Annotated in this window: 12 protein-coding genes; 8 read left to right on the top strand and 4 right to left on the bottom strand. The window is 69.3% G+C overall.

The window, feature by feature from the left end:
* The first annotated feature begins 29 nt into the window (after nt 1-29).
* From LC452_RS04810 to LC452_RS04795, 4 genes are all read left to right on the top strand, one after another.
* Entirely contained in the window at nt 30-1,061 is a 1,032-nt protein-coding gene (locus LC452_RS04810; RefSeq protein WP_223622891.1) for a BMP family protein, read from the top strand.
* A gap of 63 nt (nt 1,062-1,124) precedes the next feature.
* Nucleotides 1,125-3,911 (top strand): ATP-binding cassette domain-containing protein, encoded by a 2,787-nt coding sequence (locus LC452_RS04805; protein WP_223622890.1) that lies wholly within the window; start codon nt 1,125-1,127, stop codon nt 3,909-3,911.
* The gene (locus LC452_RS04800; protein WP_223622889.1) at nt 3,908-4,852 is read left to right on the top strand and encodes an ABC transporter permease; all 945 of its coding nucleotides are present in this window, start codon (nt 3,908-3,910) and stop codon (nt 4,850-4,852) included. The genes LC452_RS04805 and LC452_RS04800 overlap by 4 nt, the downstream gene beginning before the upstream one ends.
* A gap of 23 nt (nt 4,853-4,875) precedes the next feature.
* Entirely contained in the window at nt 4,876-5,781 is a 906-nt protein-coding gene (locus LC452_RS04795) for a ribokinase (protein ID WP_308116464.1), read from the top strand.
* 6 nt (nt 5,782-5,787) lie between these two features.
* Here the strand turns inward: LC452_RS04795 and LC452_RS04790 are convergent, their stop codons facing one another.
* Together LC452_RS04790 and LC452_RS04785 are read right to left on the bottom strand one after the other, a co-directional pair.
* A complete protein-coding gene (locus LC452_RS04790; RefSeq protein WP_223622887.1) occupies nt 5,788-6,396 on the bottom strand; it encodes a VOC family protein in 609 nt (202 codons plus the stop codon).
* A gap of 106 nt (nt 6,397-6,502) precedes the next feature.
* Nucleotides 6,503-7,279, bottom strand: a complete 777-nt coding sequence (locus tag LC452_RS04785) for an IclR family transcriptional regulator (protein ID WP_223622886.1) — start codon at nt 7,277-7,279, stop codon at nt 6,503-6,505.
* Between the two features lie 98 nt (nt 7,280-7,377).
* On the opposite strand from LC452_RS04785, the gene LC452_RS04780 reads away from it, so the two are divergent.
* From LC452_RS04780 to LC452_RS04765, 4 genes are all read left to right on the top strand, one after another.
* Nucleotides 7,378-8,979, top strand: coding sequence for an FAD-dependent monooxygenase (locus tag LC452_RS04780; RefSeq protein WP_223622885.1), 1,602 nt, complete (start codon nt 7,378-7,380; stop codon nt 8,977-8,979).
* Nucleotides 8,976-9,929, top strand: a complete 954-nt coding sequence (locus tag LC452_RS04775) for an amidohydrolase family protein (RefSeq protein ID WP_223622884.1) — start codon at nt 8,976-8,978, stop codon at nt 9,927-9,929. The genes LC452_RS04780 and LC452_RS04775 overlap by 4 nt, the downstream gene beginning before the upstream one ends.
* A gap of 43 nt (nt 9,930-9,972) precedes the next feature.
* Complete coding sequence (locus tag LC452_RS04770; RefSeq protein ID WP_223622883.1) at nt 9,973-11,454, top strand: aldehyde dehydrogenase family protein; 1,482 nt, start codon at nt 9,973-9,975, stop codon at nt 11,452-11,454.
* A 74-nt stretch (nt 11,455-11,528) separates the two neighbouring features.
* Nucleotides 11,529-12,674 carry an amidohydrolase family protein gene (locus LC452_RS04765; RefSeq protein WP_223622882.1) on the top strand — a complete coding sequence of 382 codons (1,146 nt, stop codon included), beginning with the start codon at nt 11,529-11,531 and terminating at the stop codon, nt 12,672-12,674.
* Here the strand turns inward: LC452_RS04765 and LC452_RS04760 are convergent.
* A complete protein-coding gene (locus LC452_RS04760; protein WP_223622881.1) occupies nt 12,662-13,438 on the bottom strand; it encodes an SDR family oxidoreductase in 777 nt (258 codons plus the stop codon). The genes LC452_RS04765 and LC452_RS04760 overlap by 13 nt on opposite strands.
* Complete coding sequence (locus LC452_RS04755; protein ID WP_223622880.1) at nt 13,435-14,295, bottom strand: alpha/beta hydrolase; 861 nt, start codon at nt 14,293-14,295, stop codon at nt 13,435-13,437. The genes LC452_RS04760 and LC452_RS04755 overlap by 4 nt, the downstream gene beginning before the upstream one ends.
* Nucleotides 14,296-14,305: the final 10 nt, after the last annotated feature.

Here is a 14,305-nt window from a genome sequence, read left to right as displayed (position 1 = left end):
ACAGCACCACCCACCCGAAGGGAAAGTCCATGAACATCAAGCGGTACAGCCTCATCGCCGCGGCTGCCGTGCTCGCATTGAGCATGAGCGCGTGCAGCTCCCCGAGCAGCGAGGACGGAGGCGAAGACGACGGAGCACGCTCGGTCGCCAACGTCGTCCCGGGCGCGCTCGGCGACCAGAGCTTCTACGACGACGCCGAGAGCGGCATCGCGCAGCTGAAGTCCGACGGCTACACGGCCACGACCCTTCAGGGCGACGCGAACAACCCCGCCCAGTGGAAGGCCAACCTGCAGTCGGTCTCGACCGGTCAGAACGACGTCGTCGTGATCGGCAGCTCGACGGCATCCGACACGATCACCGAGGTCGCGCCGAAGTTCCCCGACCAGCACTACATCTTCTACGACGGCGTGATCGACGCCCCGAACGTCGCGTCCCTCACCTACAAGCAGAACGAGGGGTCGTTCCTCGCCGGCGTGCTCGCGGCGTTGGCCACGACGCAGACGGAGGACTTCCCGCTCGCGGACGGCAGCAAGAAGATCGGCCTGGTCGGCGGCATGGACATCCCGGTCATCAACGACTTCGCCGCGGGCTTCCGAGCCGGAGCAGAGGCGGTCGACCCGAGCGTCGAGGTCCTGGTCAGCTACGTGGGCTCGTTCAGCGACTCCGCCAAGGGATACGACCAGGCGAAGGCGATGTTCGACCAGGGTGCGGACGTCGTCTATCAGGTCGCCGGCGGCGCCGGTGTCGGCGTGCTCCAGGCCGCAGCGGATGCCGACAAGTACGCGATCGGCGTCGACAGCAATCAGAATGCGCTGCAGAAGGGCCACATCCTCGCGTCGATGCTCAAGCACGTCGGAGCATCCATCGTGCAGGCGGTCGAAGACGACGAAGCCGGCACGCTCGCCTACGGCAAGACGACGGAGTTCGGTCTGGCCAATGACGGCGTCGGCCTGACCTTCGACGACAACGAGGGCATCGTGCCCGACGCGGTCATCCAGGCCATCGACGACTACAAGCAGAAGGTCGTCGACGGCGAGATCGAAGTTCCGAGCGGCTTCTAGCGCTCGGCGGTGGCGAGGGTCTTCGGGCTCTCGCCACCCACCACGAACTCGAAGGAGAGAATCATGGATCGCCCGATACTCGAGCTCCGCGGCATCACGAAGACGTTCGGCACCAAGGTCGCCAATCGCGACGTCTCGCTCCGCATCCGGCCCGGAACCGTGCACGCGATCGTCGGGGAGAACGGCGCGGGCAAGTCCACGCTGATGAACATGATCTCCGGCAATCTTCAGCCGGACTCCGGCGAGATCATCGTCGATGGCGAGCCGGTGGTCGTCACGGATCCGAAGAAGGCCGACGCGCTCGGTATCGGCATGGTGCATCAGCATTTCAAACTGGTGCCGTCGCTCAGCGTCGCGTCGAACATCTTCCTCGGGAACGAGATGAGCAGCGGGCCCGGTGTGCTCGACCGTCGAGCGATGGAGAAACGCGTCGCCGCTCTCACCGCCGAACTGGGGCTCGAGCTCGACCCCCGCGATCGGGTGCAGGATCTCTCGGTCGGCGAACGCCAGCGCGTCGAGATCGTGAAGGCTCTGTCGCACGACACGCGTCTGCTGATCCTCGACGAGCCGACCGCGGTGTTGACCCCGTCCGAGACCGACGAGCTCTTCGTCGTCGTGCGGCGGCTCGCAGCGCAGGGCTGCGCCGTCGTCTTCATCTCGCACAAGCTCGGCGAGGTCCTCGCGATCGCCGACGAGATCACCGTCATCCGCGACGGAGAGGTCGTCGGCAGCAGGTCGGCGGAGGGTCTCAGCCAGAGCGACATCGCCTCGATGATGGTCGGGCGCGAGGTGCTGCTCCGCATCAAGCACACGCCGTCCAACCCCGCGCAGGAGGTGCTCCGCGTCGACGACCTCTCGGCGATCGACCAGCGGGGTGCGGTCGCCGTCAAGAACCTCTCACTCACCGTCCGCGCCGGCGAGATCGTCGGCATCGCGGGTGTCGAGGGGAACGGGCAGTCCGAACTCGCGGCAGCCGTCGCGGGCATGTACCTCCCGCCCCGCGGACGCGTGTCGATCGCCGGAAACGACGTGACGGCGGCGTCCGTGGCCGAGCGTCGAGCGCGCGGACTCTCCTACATCCCCGAAGACCGGCACGAGGAGGGAGCGGCTCCGACGCTGAGCATCGCGGAGAACATCGCGGCCGGACACCTGCGGCCGCCGATCGCCCGTCGCGGGTGGCTCTCGCTCGACGCGATCCGCTCCGAGGCGGCACGGCTGATCGCGAAGTTCGACGTGCGCGGTGCGCAGCCCGAGACGCCGATCGGATCCCTCTCCGGCGGCAACATGCAGAAGGTCATCATCGCCCGCGAGTTCGAGTCCGACCCGGCGCTGCTGATGATCTCGCAGCCCACCCGCGGGGTGGACGTGGGTGCCATGGAGTTCGTGCACAACTCGATCGTGGCGCTGCGCGACAAGGGCGCCGGGGTGCTGCTGTTCTCGGCCGACCTCAACGAGGTGATGAGCCTCTCCGATCGGCTTCTCGTGATGTACCGCGGAGAGGTCATCGCCGAGTTCACCCAGGACAACATGACCGAGCTCGCCGTCGGACTCGCGATGGCCGGGGCGGCACCCACCGAAGACGCCCTGCGCGAAGCGGAAGCCGAACGCGAACGCGTCTCGCGCGAGCTCGAGGCGAGCGGCACGCACCTCGCCGACGCCTCGGCCGACATCGCGCGCGTGGACGAGCTGACGACCACGTCGGTCGTGCTGCCGAAGACGGTGGCCGTCGAGACCTCGCGGAAGAGCATCGGCGCGACGCTCTCGGCGTTCGCCTCGAAGACGTTCACCAGTGCGCTGCAACCCGTCTTCGCCGTGCTCGCGGCGCTCATCATCGGAGCCGTCATCATCCTCGTGATCGGGCAGAACCCGATCACCGCCTACATCGAGCTCTTCACCTCCGCGTGGCGCACCCCGTTCGGCATCGGCAGCATCATCGCGATGTTCGTGCCGCTGGCCATCATGTCGGCGGGGACGATCATCTCCTTCCGCGCCGGGTTCTTCAACATCGGCGGTGAGGGCCAGCTGTACTTCGGGGCCTTCGCCGGCGCGTACGCGGGATTCACGTTCCAGGGCCTGCCGCCTATCGTGCACGTCGCCCTGGTGCTGGTCTTCGGAGCGGCTGCCGGAGGACTGTGGGGTCTGATCCCCGGCTTCCTCACCGGCTTCCTCAAGGTCGACGTCGTCGTGATCACCCTGCTCCTGTCGCAGGTCGCGCTCCTGGTCACGAGCTTCCTCGTGACGGGTCCCTTCGCCGACCCGACCGCCACGCTCGCCGGCTCGCCGCGTGTGCTGCCCTCCGCCCTGCTGCCCGTGTTCGATCCCGCGTTCGGCTTCGCGCCCGACCTTCTCATCGCCCTGGCCATCGCCGTGATCCTCGGATTCGTGCTCAACCGCACGACGTGGGGTCTGCGGGTCAAGGAACTCGGTGAGCTCAATCGCTTCGCCGACTACATCGGCACGTCGTCGAAGCGGATGGCCCTGCAGGTGATGTCGCTCAGCGGCGCGGTCGCGGGGATCGCGGGGGCGCTGTTCGTGATCGGCCCCAACGGCGGACGCTTCCTGCAGGCGTTCTCTCCAGGTTTCGCCTTCCTCGCGATCACGGTCGCTCTGCTGGCCCGGCTCAACCCGTGGGCATCCCTCGTCGCGGCCCTCTTCTACGCCACGATGATGGCCGGCGGCACAGGCATCCAGTCGGTCGGGGTCCCGTTCCCGATGATCAGCGTCCTGCAGGGCCTGATCGTGATCGCCATCACCGCGACGTTCGCGGTCAACCTCCGCAGGCGTCGGAGACTCCCCGCCGCCACGGCATCCGCCGATCCGATCGCCACCACGAAGGGTGCATCGAAATGAACGAGATCCTCGCCCAGATCCTGACGGTGGGCACGCTGGCCGTCATCCTCGCCAAGACCGCGCCCATCCTCCTCGCCGCTCTCGGCGGCGGCCTCACCCAGGTCGGCAACATCCTGAACATCGGCCTGGAAGGCCTGATGCTGGTCGGTGCTTTCGCCGGGATCGCCGTCGGCGCGGTCACCACTCCGTTCATCGGCGTCATCGCGGCCCTCGGAGCGGGTGTGCTGCTCGCTCTCATCTACGCGATCGCGTCGCTCGTCTTCAAGGCGGACTACATCGTCGTCGGCATCGGCATCAACCTGCTCGCGATCGGTGTCACCGTCCTCCTGCTGACGGTCTTCTACGGCAACGCCGGTGTGACGCCCGGCGACGTCAAGTCGGTGCTGCCGAAGATCGGCCTCGGGCCCGTGGGCGACATCCCCGTGATCGGGCCGCTGTTCGACAATCACACGATCCTGGTGTGGGTGGCACTGCTTCTCGTGCCCGTGTACTGGTTCGTCCTCTACCGCACTCGGTACGGCGTGCACCTGCGGGCCGTCGGCGAGGACGAGCCGGCAGCGGTCGCCGCCGGCATCCGCGTCTTCAAGGTCAAGTTCATCTCGATCATCGTGTCGGGGGCGCTGTGCGGTCTCGCCGGTGCGCAGCTCGCGATGGCCTCCGTCGGGTCGTTCACCGCCGGGATGACCTCGGGCCGAGGGTTCATCGTGGTCGCCGCCGTGATCTTCGCGGCGGGGAAGCCGGTGCCGACCCTGATCGTCTGCCTCATCTTCGGAGCCGCAGACGGCCTGGCGGATCGCCTCGCGCTCGGAGGCGTGAACTCGTCGCTGGCGCTGCTGACGCCGTACGTGATCACGATCATCGCGCTCGTCGTGGCCGCCCTCCGGGTGCGCGCGGCCGTCCGTGCCCGTACTCGGCGGGGGCTGGCTCAGGTGACCGCGTGAGTCCGGACTCACCGAGGAAGCGCGTGGCGGTCGTCGGCAGCGCGAATGCCGATCTCGTGGTGGAGGTGCCGCGCCGACCCGACGGTGGCGAGACCCTGCTCGGATCCGACCTGCGGCTGTTCGCCGGAGGGAAGGGCGCGAACCAGGCGGCGTCGGCGGCACGATCCGGCGCGGAGGTGCAGTTCCACGCCTGCGTCGGGGCGGATGAGAACGCTGCCATCATCCGGGCTCGACTGCTCGAGGCAGGCGTGGACATCAGCGGGGTCACGTCCGTGGAACGGCCGACCGGCACCGCGCTCATCCTCGTGACCCCCGACGGGGAGAACTCGATCGTGGTATCACCAGGGGCGAACCACGCGCTCGACATCGCATTCGCCGAGGCCGCGGCGGGGGACTGGTCTCAGGCGGACGTGCTGGTGCTGAACCTGGAGTCCCCCATCGAGACGGTCGAGCACGTCGCCGCCGCGGCCGCCGAGCGAGGAGTGCGCGTTCTGCTGAACGCCGCACCGGCGCAGAGACTGACGGCACACACGCTGTCGGTCTGCGACCCTCTCGTGGTGAACGAGCACGAGGCACGCATCCTGCTGGATGACAACGGCGGCAGCTCTTTCGCAGAACTCGCGCAGCGTCTGCTCGACGCCGGCGTCGTCTCGGTCATCATCACCCTCGGCGCCGCCGGTGCGCTGTTCGGCGATCGGAGCGGCATCGAGACGGTGTCGTCCCACCCCGTCGACGTCGTCGACACCACCGGCGCGGGTGATGCGTTCGTCGGAGCGACGGCGTGCGAACTCGCCGGCGGACGCAGCCTCCGCGACGCCGTCGAGTTCGCGACCGCGGTCGCAGCGATGTCGGTCCAGGTCATGGGCGCCCAGTCGTCGTACCCAGACCGACGTGACGTCGACGCGTGGCGGGAGACGAGGGCTACCTGATCGCGCTCACCACAGCTCGGGCAGGTGCACCTGCGGGATGACCTCGGGAATGTAGTGGCCGGCGCGGGTGCGGCGGTGGATGTCGTCCCACTCGAGGCCGGATTCGCGTGCGGCCACGATCTGGTCGGGATCGAAGTACTCGCCGATGGGGTTCTCGCCGAACTCCTGCGAAGCCCACATCCATTCCTTGGACTTCGTCCAGCTGCCGAACGTGTCGAACTGGATCTCGACGCCGTTGCCCTCGGGGTCCTGGTAGTACATCGACATCGTCATGCCGTGGTCGAGGCAGAGGAAGGGGCGGATGCCACGCTCGACGAGCCGCTCGTAGTTGTCCAGCCACGCGTGGAAGTCGGCGTACTCGAACGCGGTGTGGTGCAGGCCCACGGTGTGACCCTTGTCGACCGCCTCCTTCAGCTCGGGCAGCGCCAGCAGGGCGATGCGGTGGTTGGCCTCGTCGTTGGTCAGCCAGGCCCCGTCGGTGCCGTGGTAGACGGGCTCGAGCCCGGCGATCGCCTCGTAGAACTCCACCATCTCGTCGAGCTTCAGCGTGGCGAAGGTCGTGTGGTGGAAGACCGGGCGGGTGATCGGTCGGCGGCGGTCGCGGTTCGCGGTCATGGTTCTCTTCCTCGAGTCTCGGGCGTCAGCGGCGACGCCTGTCGTCCTGTGTACCCGCGAGTCCGCCCGACCTCCCAGCGGATTGCCAATGATCGGAAGTCGAGCGTCAGCGTCCGCTGCGGCTCAGGTCGCGGCTGATGGCCCGGGCGATCGCGACGACCGCCGGCTCCAGCATCCGCGTGTCCAGTGATCCGTCGGCGCCGAGGACCGAGAGCGCCGCCACGCACGCACCGGACCGATCGAACACCGGAGCCCCCACGGATGCCGCCGGCTCGGGCAGCGATCGGGTCATGTGCGCGACCCCGAGCGCGCGCACCGACCGCAGCTGCGACCGCAGCTCGGCCGCCACGATCGGGAGGTGCTCGGGCTCGAGGAACAGCTCCCGCTGCAGGTACGCCTCCTGGAACTCCGGGCGGGCGTGCGCGAGCAGGATGACGCCGAGACCGGTCCCGTGCAGGGGCACCCTGCCGCCGACGTAGTAGAGCACTCTTCCCGCGCCGGGAGCGGAGAGCCGCTCGATGATGATCCCCTCGTCGTTGTCGCGCACCGCGAGTTGCACGTGCTGGCGTGTGGCGCGGTGCAGGTCCTCCATGTACGGCAGAGCGATGGCTCTGAGGCCGTGACCGCGAGGGGAGAGGGCCGCGTACTCCAGCATCCGGAGTCCCACGGTGAACGTGCCGTCGGGCTGCCGTTCGAGGGCGCCGAGACGGCTCAGGTGCTGGGCGAGTCGCAAGGTGGAGCTGAGCGGGATCGCGGCGCGCTCGCTCAGCGCCGTGAGGGTGAGGCTCGTCTCCTGATCGGTGAAGGCGTCGAGCAGGCGGAAGGCGCGGTCGAGCACGGGCTCTCCCGAAGGCGGTCGACCACCGCGTCGTGTCGTCGTCATGGGGTGATGGTGCCATTGATTGAAAGCTTCGGCAACCGCGAGGAGGCGACGGGGGAGGATCGGAACGTCAACGACGACCAGATCCGGAGTTCGCGCACATGCCTGAGGAAGTCCTCCCCGTCCTGATCATCGGCGGTGGCCCGGTGGGGCTGGCCCTGGCCGAGGAGATCGCGTTCCACGGCGTGCCCGTGACCCTGATCGAGCCGCGGACGATCGTCGAGCATTCGCGGCCGCGGGCGAAGACCACGTCGGTGCGCACCATGGAGCACCTGCGGCGCTGGGGCGTCGCAGACCGCCTGCGCGAGATCGCACCGCTGCACGCGGACTGGTCGCAGCGCGTCACATTCGTGCAGACCGTACTGGGGCGTGAGATCACGCACGTCGACGACTGCCTCGGGCTCTCCGCTGCCCCCGAGCTGACGGCGGAGCGCGCCCAGCAGGTGACGCAACCCCTGGTCGAAGAGGTGCTGCGCGCCCACCTCTCGACGAAGGACGAGGTCGAGCTCCTGTTCGGCTGGCGGGCTGTCGAGGTCGTCGACGGCACGACGCACGCCGAGGTCGTGATCGAGTCCGTCGACGGTGAGCGCCGCACGCTGCGGGCGCAGTGGGTCGTGGGCGCCGACGGCCCGCGCAGCCTCGTGCGCGAAGCGATGGGAGCACGCTACGAAGGCGCTCCCGCCGGGCGGCCGAATGTCAACATCACGTTCCGTTCCACCCGGCTGGCCGCCGCCATCCCGCATCCGGACTCCATCCACTACTGGGTGCTCAACCCCGCGTCGCCCGGGGTCGTCGGACCGCTCGATCAGGACGGCACCTGGTGGGCGATCTCGACGGGCACTCCCGAGGTCGCCGATGCGGCGCATGCGCGAGAGATCGTCCGGACGCTCATCGGTGTGCCCGACGGCGACGAGACCCTCGACATCGAGATCGTCGCCACCGACCCCTGGCGCGCACGCACGCTCCTCGCCGATCGGTACCGCAGCGGGCGCCTCTTCATCGTCGGAGACGCCGCGCACCAGAACCCGCCCTGGGGAGGGCACGGGTTCAACACCGGTGTCGGGGACGCTGTGAACCTGGGCTGGAAGCTGGCGGCGGTGTGCGCCGGCTGGGCTCCGGACGAGCTGCTCGACAGCTACGGCCACGAGCGGCGGCAGGTCGAGGAGCAGACCATCGCCCTGTCGTCGGCGAACATGGCCTCGCTCTCGATCGACCTCAGCAACCCGCTCCTGATGACCACCGGTGAGGTCTTCGAGAGTGCGCGCAGGGAACTGGGCCCGGCGATCTGGCGCCTCAAGTCGCCCGAGTTCTACAGCGCGGGCCTCGTGCTCGGCTACGGCTACGGCCCGACATCCCGCGAGCAGGCCCCGACGCCGGCCGAGTACACCCCGATCGTCGGGGCGGGGAACCGGCTCCCGCATCGGATGGTCGACGGGCACCCGATCCACGACCTCCTCGGGCCGTGGTTCACCGCGATCGGAGGGGCGGAGGACGTGCAGGATCTGCTCGCCGAAGCCGCGGCCCGCGGCATCCCCGTCGCGCATCTCGCGACGCATGACGCCGAAGCCGTGCTCGTCCGGCCGGATCAGCACATCGCCCACGTCGGCATCCGTTCGTCGGACCCGGCGGAGGTCCTCGATGCCGCCCTGCGGGGTTTCCCCGCTCCCGCCCTCACCCCTCAGCAGGAGGCCGTCGTCCGATGAAGGTCATCGCCATCGAGGAGCACATGCTCCCGCACGACATCGTCGCATCCGCCGGCATCGACCTGGGGTCGAGAGCGGGTGCGCGTGCGGAGCAGCTCGACGACCTCGGAGCCGATCGTCTGAAGATCATGGACGATGCCGGGATCGACGTGCAGGTGCTCTCCGCCCTCGGCTACTTCGTGCAGGATCTCGCTCCGTCCGAGTCGGTGCGCTGGAGCGCCGAGCTCAACGACCGCCTTGCCGCCGCGGTGGCGGCGCACCCCGACCGGTTCCGCGCCTTCGCGAGCCTGCCGATGACCGAACCCGACGCCGCCGTCGACGAGCTCGTCCGCTGTGTGGAGGAGCTCGGGTTCGTCGGCGCGATGATCCACGGCCAGACCCGCGGGGTCTTCCTCGACCACCCGTCGGTGCGCCCGATCCTCGCCGCCGCCGCGCGACTCGACGTGCCGATCTATCTGCATCCGGCTCCGCCGCCCGCCGTCGTGCAGGAGGCGTACTTCTCCGGACTTCCGGATGCCGCTGCCGCCTGCCTCGCCACGTCCGGCTGGGGCTGGCACTCCGAGTGCGGGATGCATGTGCTGCGAATGGTCGTGGCCGGTGTCTTCGAGGAGCTGCCCGACCTGAAGATCATCGTGGGCCACATGGGTGAAGGGCTGCCCTTCCACCTCGAGCGGATCGAGGCGATGCTCAGTCCGGTCGTCACCGGCCAGACGCTGACGGTGGCCGAGACGCTGCGGCGCAATCTCTTCCTCACGACCTCCGGGTACAACTACGACGCCCCGCTGCTGTGTGCGCTCGCCGCGTTCGGCGTCGACCGCGTGATGTTCTCCGTCGACCACCCCTTCGGCAGCAGTGCGCAGGCGACGGCGCACCTGGCCTCGGCACCCGTCGGCGCGGCCGACCGGGAGAAGATCGCCCACGGCAACGCCGAAGCCCTGCTGCGTCTGTGACGCGATAGATCCACCCTGACAGAGTCCATCCAGGAGCACAGAAATGACGATCATCCCCGACGCAGGCCGGCACTCCGTGACGACCCACTTCATCGACGGCGCCTGGACGACCGCATCCGGACCGACGTTCGATGTGCGCAACCCGCTCGACGACTCCCTCGTCGCCGAGTCGGCGGCCGGGTCGGCATCCGACATGCAGACGGCGGTGGATGCGGCGGCACGGGCCTTCCCCGCCTGGGCGGGCATGGCGCCGGGCGAGCGGCAGCGGCTGTTCCTCGCCGCCGCAGACATCGTCGACCGGCGGCACGACGAGCTCGTGCGACTGATGGCGATCGAGGGCGGCGCGAGCCGGGCGTTCTCGTCGTTCCAGATCAGACTGTCGTCGGCGATGCTCCGTCAGGCGGCGGGGTGGGGCTACCTGCCCGCGGGTGACGTGCTGCGCAGCGATGTGCCGGGACGGACCGCGTTCGTCACCCGCAAGCCGCTCGGTGTCGTCGCAGGCTTCACGCCGTGGAACGGCGCCTTCTATCTGGCCTGGCGCACGTTCCTCCTGCCCCTGGCGTTCGGCAACACCACGGTCATCAAGCCGTCCGAGCTGGCTCCGATGTCGGCCGGACTCATCCACGCCGAGATCCTCGCCGAAGCCGGCTTCCCGCCGGGGTCGTTCAACGTCGTCACGAACGCCCCGGGTGACGCGGCATCCGTCGCCGAAGTGTTCTTCGAGAGCCCGGACGTGCGCTGCATCAACTTCACCGGCTCCGACAAGACCGCACGGATCCTGGGAGAGCGCGCCGGACGCGCGCTCAAGCGGATGGTGCTCGAGCTCGGCGGTTTCAACCCGGTGCTGATCCTCGACGACGCCGACCTCGAGGAATCCGTCAAGGCCGTCACCTTCGGCGCCTTCCTGCACCAGGGGCAGGTGTGCATGAACGCCCGCAAGGTCTACGTCGACCGGTCGCTGCACGACGAATTCGTGGAGCGACTCGTCGCGCGCGTCGAGAGCCTCGCGCTCGGCGATCCCGTCGATCCCGCAGTGATCATCGGTCCGTTGATCACGGATGCGGCGGTCGAGCAGATCCAGGCGCGCGTGCAGGACGCCCTCGACCGCGGCGCGACGCTGGCGACGGGCGGCCGCCACGAAGGGCGGGTGTACGCCCCGACGATCCTCACGCACGTCCCGAAGGACGCGATCTGCAGCACCGGTGCCGATGAGACCTTCGGGCCGCTGCTCGTGATCGAGGCGTTCGATGACGCCGACACGGCGATGCGCGACGCGCAGGCGACTCCGTACGGCCTCAGCGCGTCGATCATGACCGCCGACCGCGGTCGAGGGCTCGATCTGGCCGCGCGGTTCGATGCGGGCATCGTGCATATCAACGCCCCGACCATGGCGAGCGAGGCCGCGCTGCCCGTCGGCGGTGTCAAGGACAGCGGATGGGGTCGCTCCGGGCACTACGCCGTCGAGGACTTCACCGAGGTGCGGCTGACCACGATGAGCAGCGGCCCCGGCCGGTACCCCTTCTGACGACTCGACACCCCGAGGACCGAATCCGCACGACCGACCACGCCGCAACGACGCGGCGAGAACAGGATGATGAGATGCCCGCAGACGCCACCTCGCCGCAGCCCACGCGCACCGCCTTCACGAACGTCCGCGTGTTCGATCGAGGGGCGCTCGGCGCGCCGACCACGGTCGTGATCGACGACGGCGTCGTCAGCGAGGGCACGTCGACCGAGGGGGCGAAGATCATCGACGCCGACGGCGGCGCCCTCCTCCCCGGCCTGATCGACACGCACGTGCACGCGCGCACGAGGGAGCATCTCGAAGCGGCGAGGGCCGTCGGCGTCACCACGCTGATCGACCTGGGCTCGCCCGACCTCGATGTGCTGCACGGCCTGCAGGGCCTCCCCGGCCTGCCCACGCTCAAGAGCTCGGGGCATTCGGCGAGCGCCCCGGGGTCGAACTTCATCGTGAAGATGGGGATGCCGCCGAAGAGCGGTGTCGACGGTCCGGGCGACGCGAAGCGATTCGTCACCGAGCGCAAGTCCGAGGGCTCCGACTACATCAAGATCCTCATCGAGGATCCGAAGTTCCCCGGAGCGAAGCCGCTGCCGACCGAGACGATCGCCGCGATCGTCGTCGCCGCGCATGACGCGGATCTGCTCACGATCGCGCATGTCGTGAGCGCCCACACGCTGCGATCCGCGCTCGACGCCGGCGTCGACGTCGTCACGCATGCGGCCCTCGGCGGCGAGCTCGACGGGGAGACGAAGGCGCTCATCACGGCCCACGGCACCGTCATCATCCCCACGCTCGGCATGATGCACGGCGTCGTCGAGACGATCGGCGGGAAGCTCATGATGAAGGTCGTCGGCGCGCTCGTGCCCGCTGCTCGGATGAAGTACCGCTTCGCCGAGACCACCGTGCGCGCCTTCCGCGATGCCGGCAGCACCGTGCTCGTCGGGACCGACGCGAACGACGACCATGGCGCGCCGTACCAGGTGCCGTTCGGCGAGGGTCTGCACGACGAACTGCGTCGGCTCGTCGCCGCCGGTCTCTCTCCCGCGGAAGCGCTCGACGGTGCCACCTCGCACGCCGCGAGGATCTTCGGCCTGCACGACCGCGGGCGGGTGGCACCGGGACTCCGCGCCGACCTCGTGCTCATCGACGGCGATCCGACGGCCGACATCACCGCGGTCCGTCAGATCCGCGGCGTGTGGATCGGCGGTGCTCAGGTCGTCTGACTCGGGTCCTCCGGCAGCGGGGCGCTCATCAGGTCGTTGAGCCTGGTGGTCGCCCCGATGTCGTCGGTGCGCTGCGCGTCTCGGCGCTCGCGGGCGCGGGCGACGTAGGCCTCGGGGTCACCCGACTCCAGAGCCTGCAGCGTCTCGGCGAGGAAGTCCTCGAGCGGCATCGACCGGGGATCGGTGAGGTTGACCGGCTGCAGCGCCGTGCGTGTGAGCGGCGGGGCTATCTCGACCACCTCGGTGTCCGTGCCGTCGAGCCGGTACCGCAGTGAGAGCGTGTACGAGTGCATGGCCGCCTTGGTCGCCGAGTAGAGGGCGGAGCGCGCGAGCGGCGCATAGCCGAGCATCGACGTCACGTTGACGATCACGGCATCCGGCGTCGCGCGCAGGTGCTCGACGAACGCGGAGACCATCCGGATCGGCCCGAGCAGGTTGGTCGAGACCACCATGAGCAGGTCCTCTTCGGCGACGACGGCGCTCACGTCGTCGTCGATCATGACACCGGCGCAGTTGATCAGGACGTTGAGGGACGGATGCCGCGCGAGCACGGCGGATGCCGCGGCCGTGATGCTCGCGGCATCCGACACGTCCACGAGTTCCGTGTCGAGTCCGGGGTTCGCCGCGGCCGCCTCCGCCAGCTGGTCGGCCCGGTGGCCGGCGGCGATGACGGTGCTGCCCCGGGCGAGGAAGGCCTCGGCCAGCGCCCGCCCGATCCCCGAGCCGCCGCCCGTGATGAGGACCGTGTTCCCCCTGAGCCTCATGCCGCGACGGACCTCGCGAACGCCAGCTCGGCATCCTCGAACTCGCGGCTCGGCAGGTGGAAGTCGATGCAGTGGCCGCTGCCGGTCTGCAGCGCGATGTCGGTGGATGCCGCCGCCGTGAACCCGGCCGCGAACTCGTCGACCTCGTCCTGGCTGGTGATCCACAGCGCATCGAACTCGCCCGGGCGGTGGAACACGGGCACGGTGACCCGGCCGCACACCTCGGCGCGGCGGTCGATCCACGAGCCGGTGATGTCGAGCAGCTCGGCCTTCGGCACGAGGGTGTTCGACGAGTGGCTGGCCGCCGGCATGTCGTCGGCCAGGGTCTCGGCCGGACCGAACATCAGCTGGTCCTTCAGTGGAACGGGCAGATCGATCATCGGGATCGGCGGCAGAGCCGCCCAGGCGTCCGCAGACTCCGCCGGCACGCGCACCAGGCATCCGGACGTCGCGAGCCCGAGCAGCGGCCACGACGGCTGCGAGGCGGCGATGGCCGTGGCGATCGCCCCGCCGATCGAGTGGGCGATCAGCACGACACCGGATGCCGCGCCGCCCTGCTGCTCCCAGATCTCGCCGATCGCGGTCGAGAGCACCTCGGCGTTGTCGAGGATGATCGATCCCTCGCTCTCAAGCGGGCTGGAGCCGCCGTAGTTCGGTCGGTCGAGCGCGATGACGGGCACACCGGCCTCGTCGCCGCGGTCGAGCAGCGAGTACCCGGCGATGTCGAAGTACTCGGAGGTGTACGTGCCGCCGTGCAGGGCGATCACGAGCGGTCCGCCGGCCGCCGGTTCTGCGGCATTGCGTCGGCCGGTGAAGGTGCGGCCATCGGAGGTGGTGAAGGTGAACGGAGTGGACATCATCGTCCTT

Origin of the sequence: Microbacterium sp. EST19A, from assembly GCF_019969685.1 — a bacterium.
Classification (GTDB): domain Bacteria; phylum Actinomycetota; class Actinomycetes; order Actinomycetales; family Microbacteriaceae; genus Microbacterium.
This window is presented reverse-complemented; position numbering and strand designations above follow the sequence as displayed.

Excerpts from the sequence above, each read along its gene's own strand:
- LC452_RS04785 (WP_223622886.1), bottom strand. The coding sequence starts at position 7,279 with ATGACGACGACACGACGCGGTGGTCGACCGCCTTCGGGAGAGCCCGTG.
- LC452_RS04780 (WP_223622885.1), top strand. The coding sequence starts at position 7,378 with ATGCCTGAGGAAGTCCTCCCCGTCCTGATCATCGGCGGTGGCCCGGTG.
- LC452_RS04755 (WP_223622880.1), bottom strand. The coding sequence starts at position 14,295 with ATGTCCACTCCGTTCACCTTCACCACCTCCGATGGCCGCACCTTCACC.
- LC452_RS04765 (WP_223622882.1), top strand. The coding sequence starts at position 11,529 with ATGCCCGCAGACGCCACCTCGCCGCAGCCCACGCGCACCGCCTTCACG.
- LC452_RS04775 (WP_223622884.1), top strand. The coding sequence starts at position 8,976 with ATGAAGGTCATCGCCATCGAGGAGCACATGCTCCCGCACGACATCGTC.
- LC452_RS04770 (WP_223622883.1), top strand. The coding sequence starts at position 9,973 with ATGACGATCATCCCCGACGCAGGCCGGCACTCCGTGACGACCCACTTC.
- LC452_RS04805 (WP_223622890.1), top strand. The coding sequence starts at position 1,125 with ATGGATCGCCCGATACTCGAGCTCCGCGGCATCACGAAGACGTTCGGC.
- LC452_RS04790 (WP_223622887.1), bottom strand. The coding sequence starts at position 6,396 with ATGACCGCGAACCGCGACCGCCGCCGACCGATCACCCGCCCGGTCTTC.
- LC452_RS04800 (WP_223622889.1), top strand. The coding sequence starts at position 3,908 with ATGAACGAGATCCTCGCCCAGATCCTGACGGTGGGCACGCTGGCCGTC.
- LC452_RS04810 (WP_223622891.1), top strand. The coding sequence starts at position 30 with ATGAACATCAAGCGGTACAGCCTCATCGCCGCGGCTGCCGTGCTCGCA.
- LC452_RS04760 (WP_223622881.1), bottom strand. The coding sequence starts at position 13,438 with ATGAGGCTCAGGGGGAACACGGTCCTCATCACGGGCGGCGGCTCGGGG.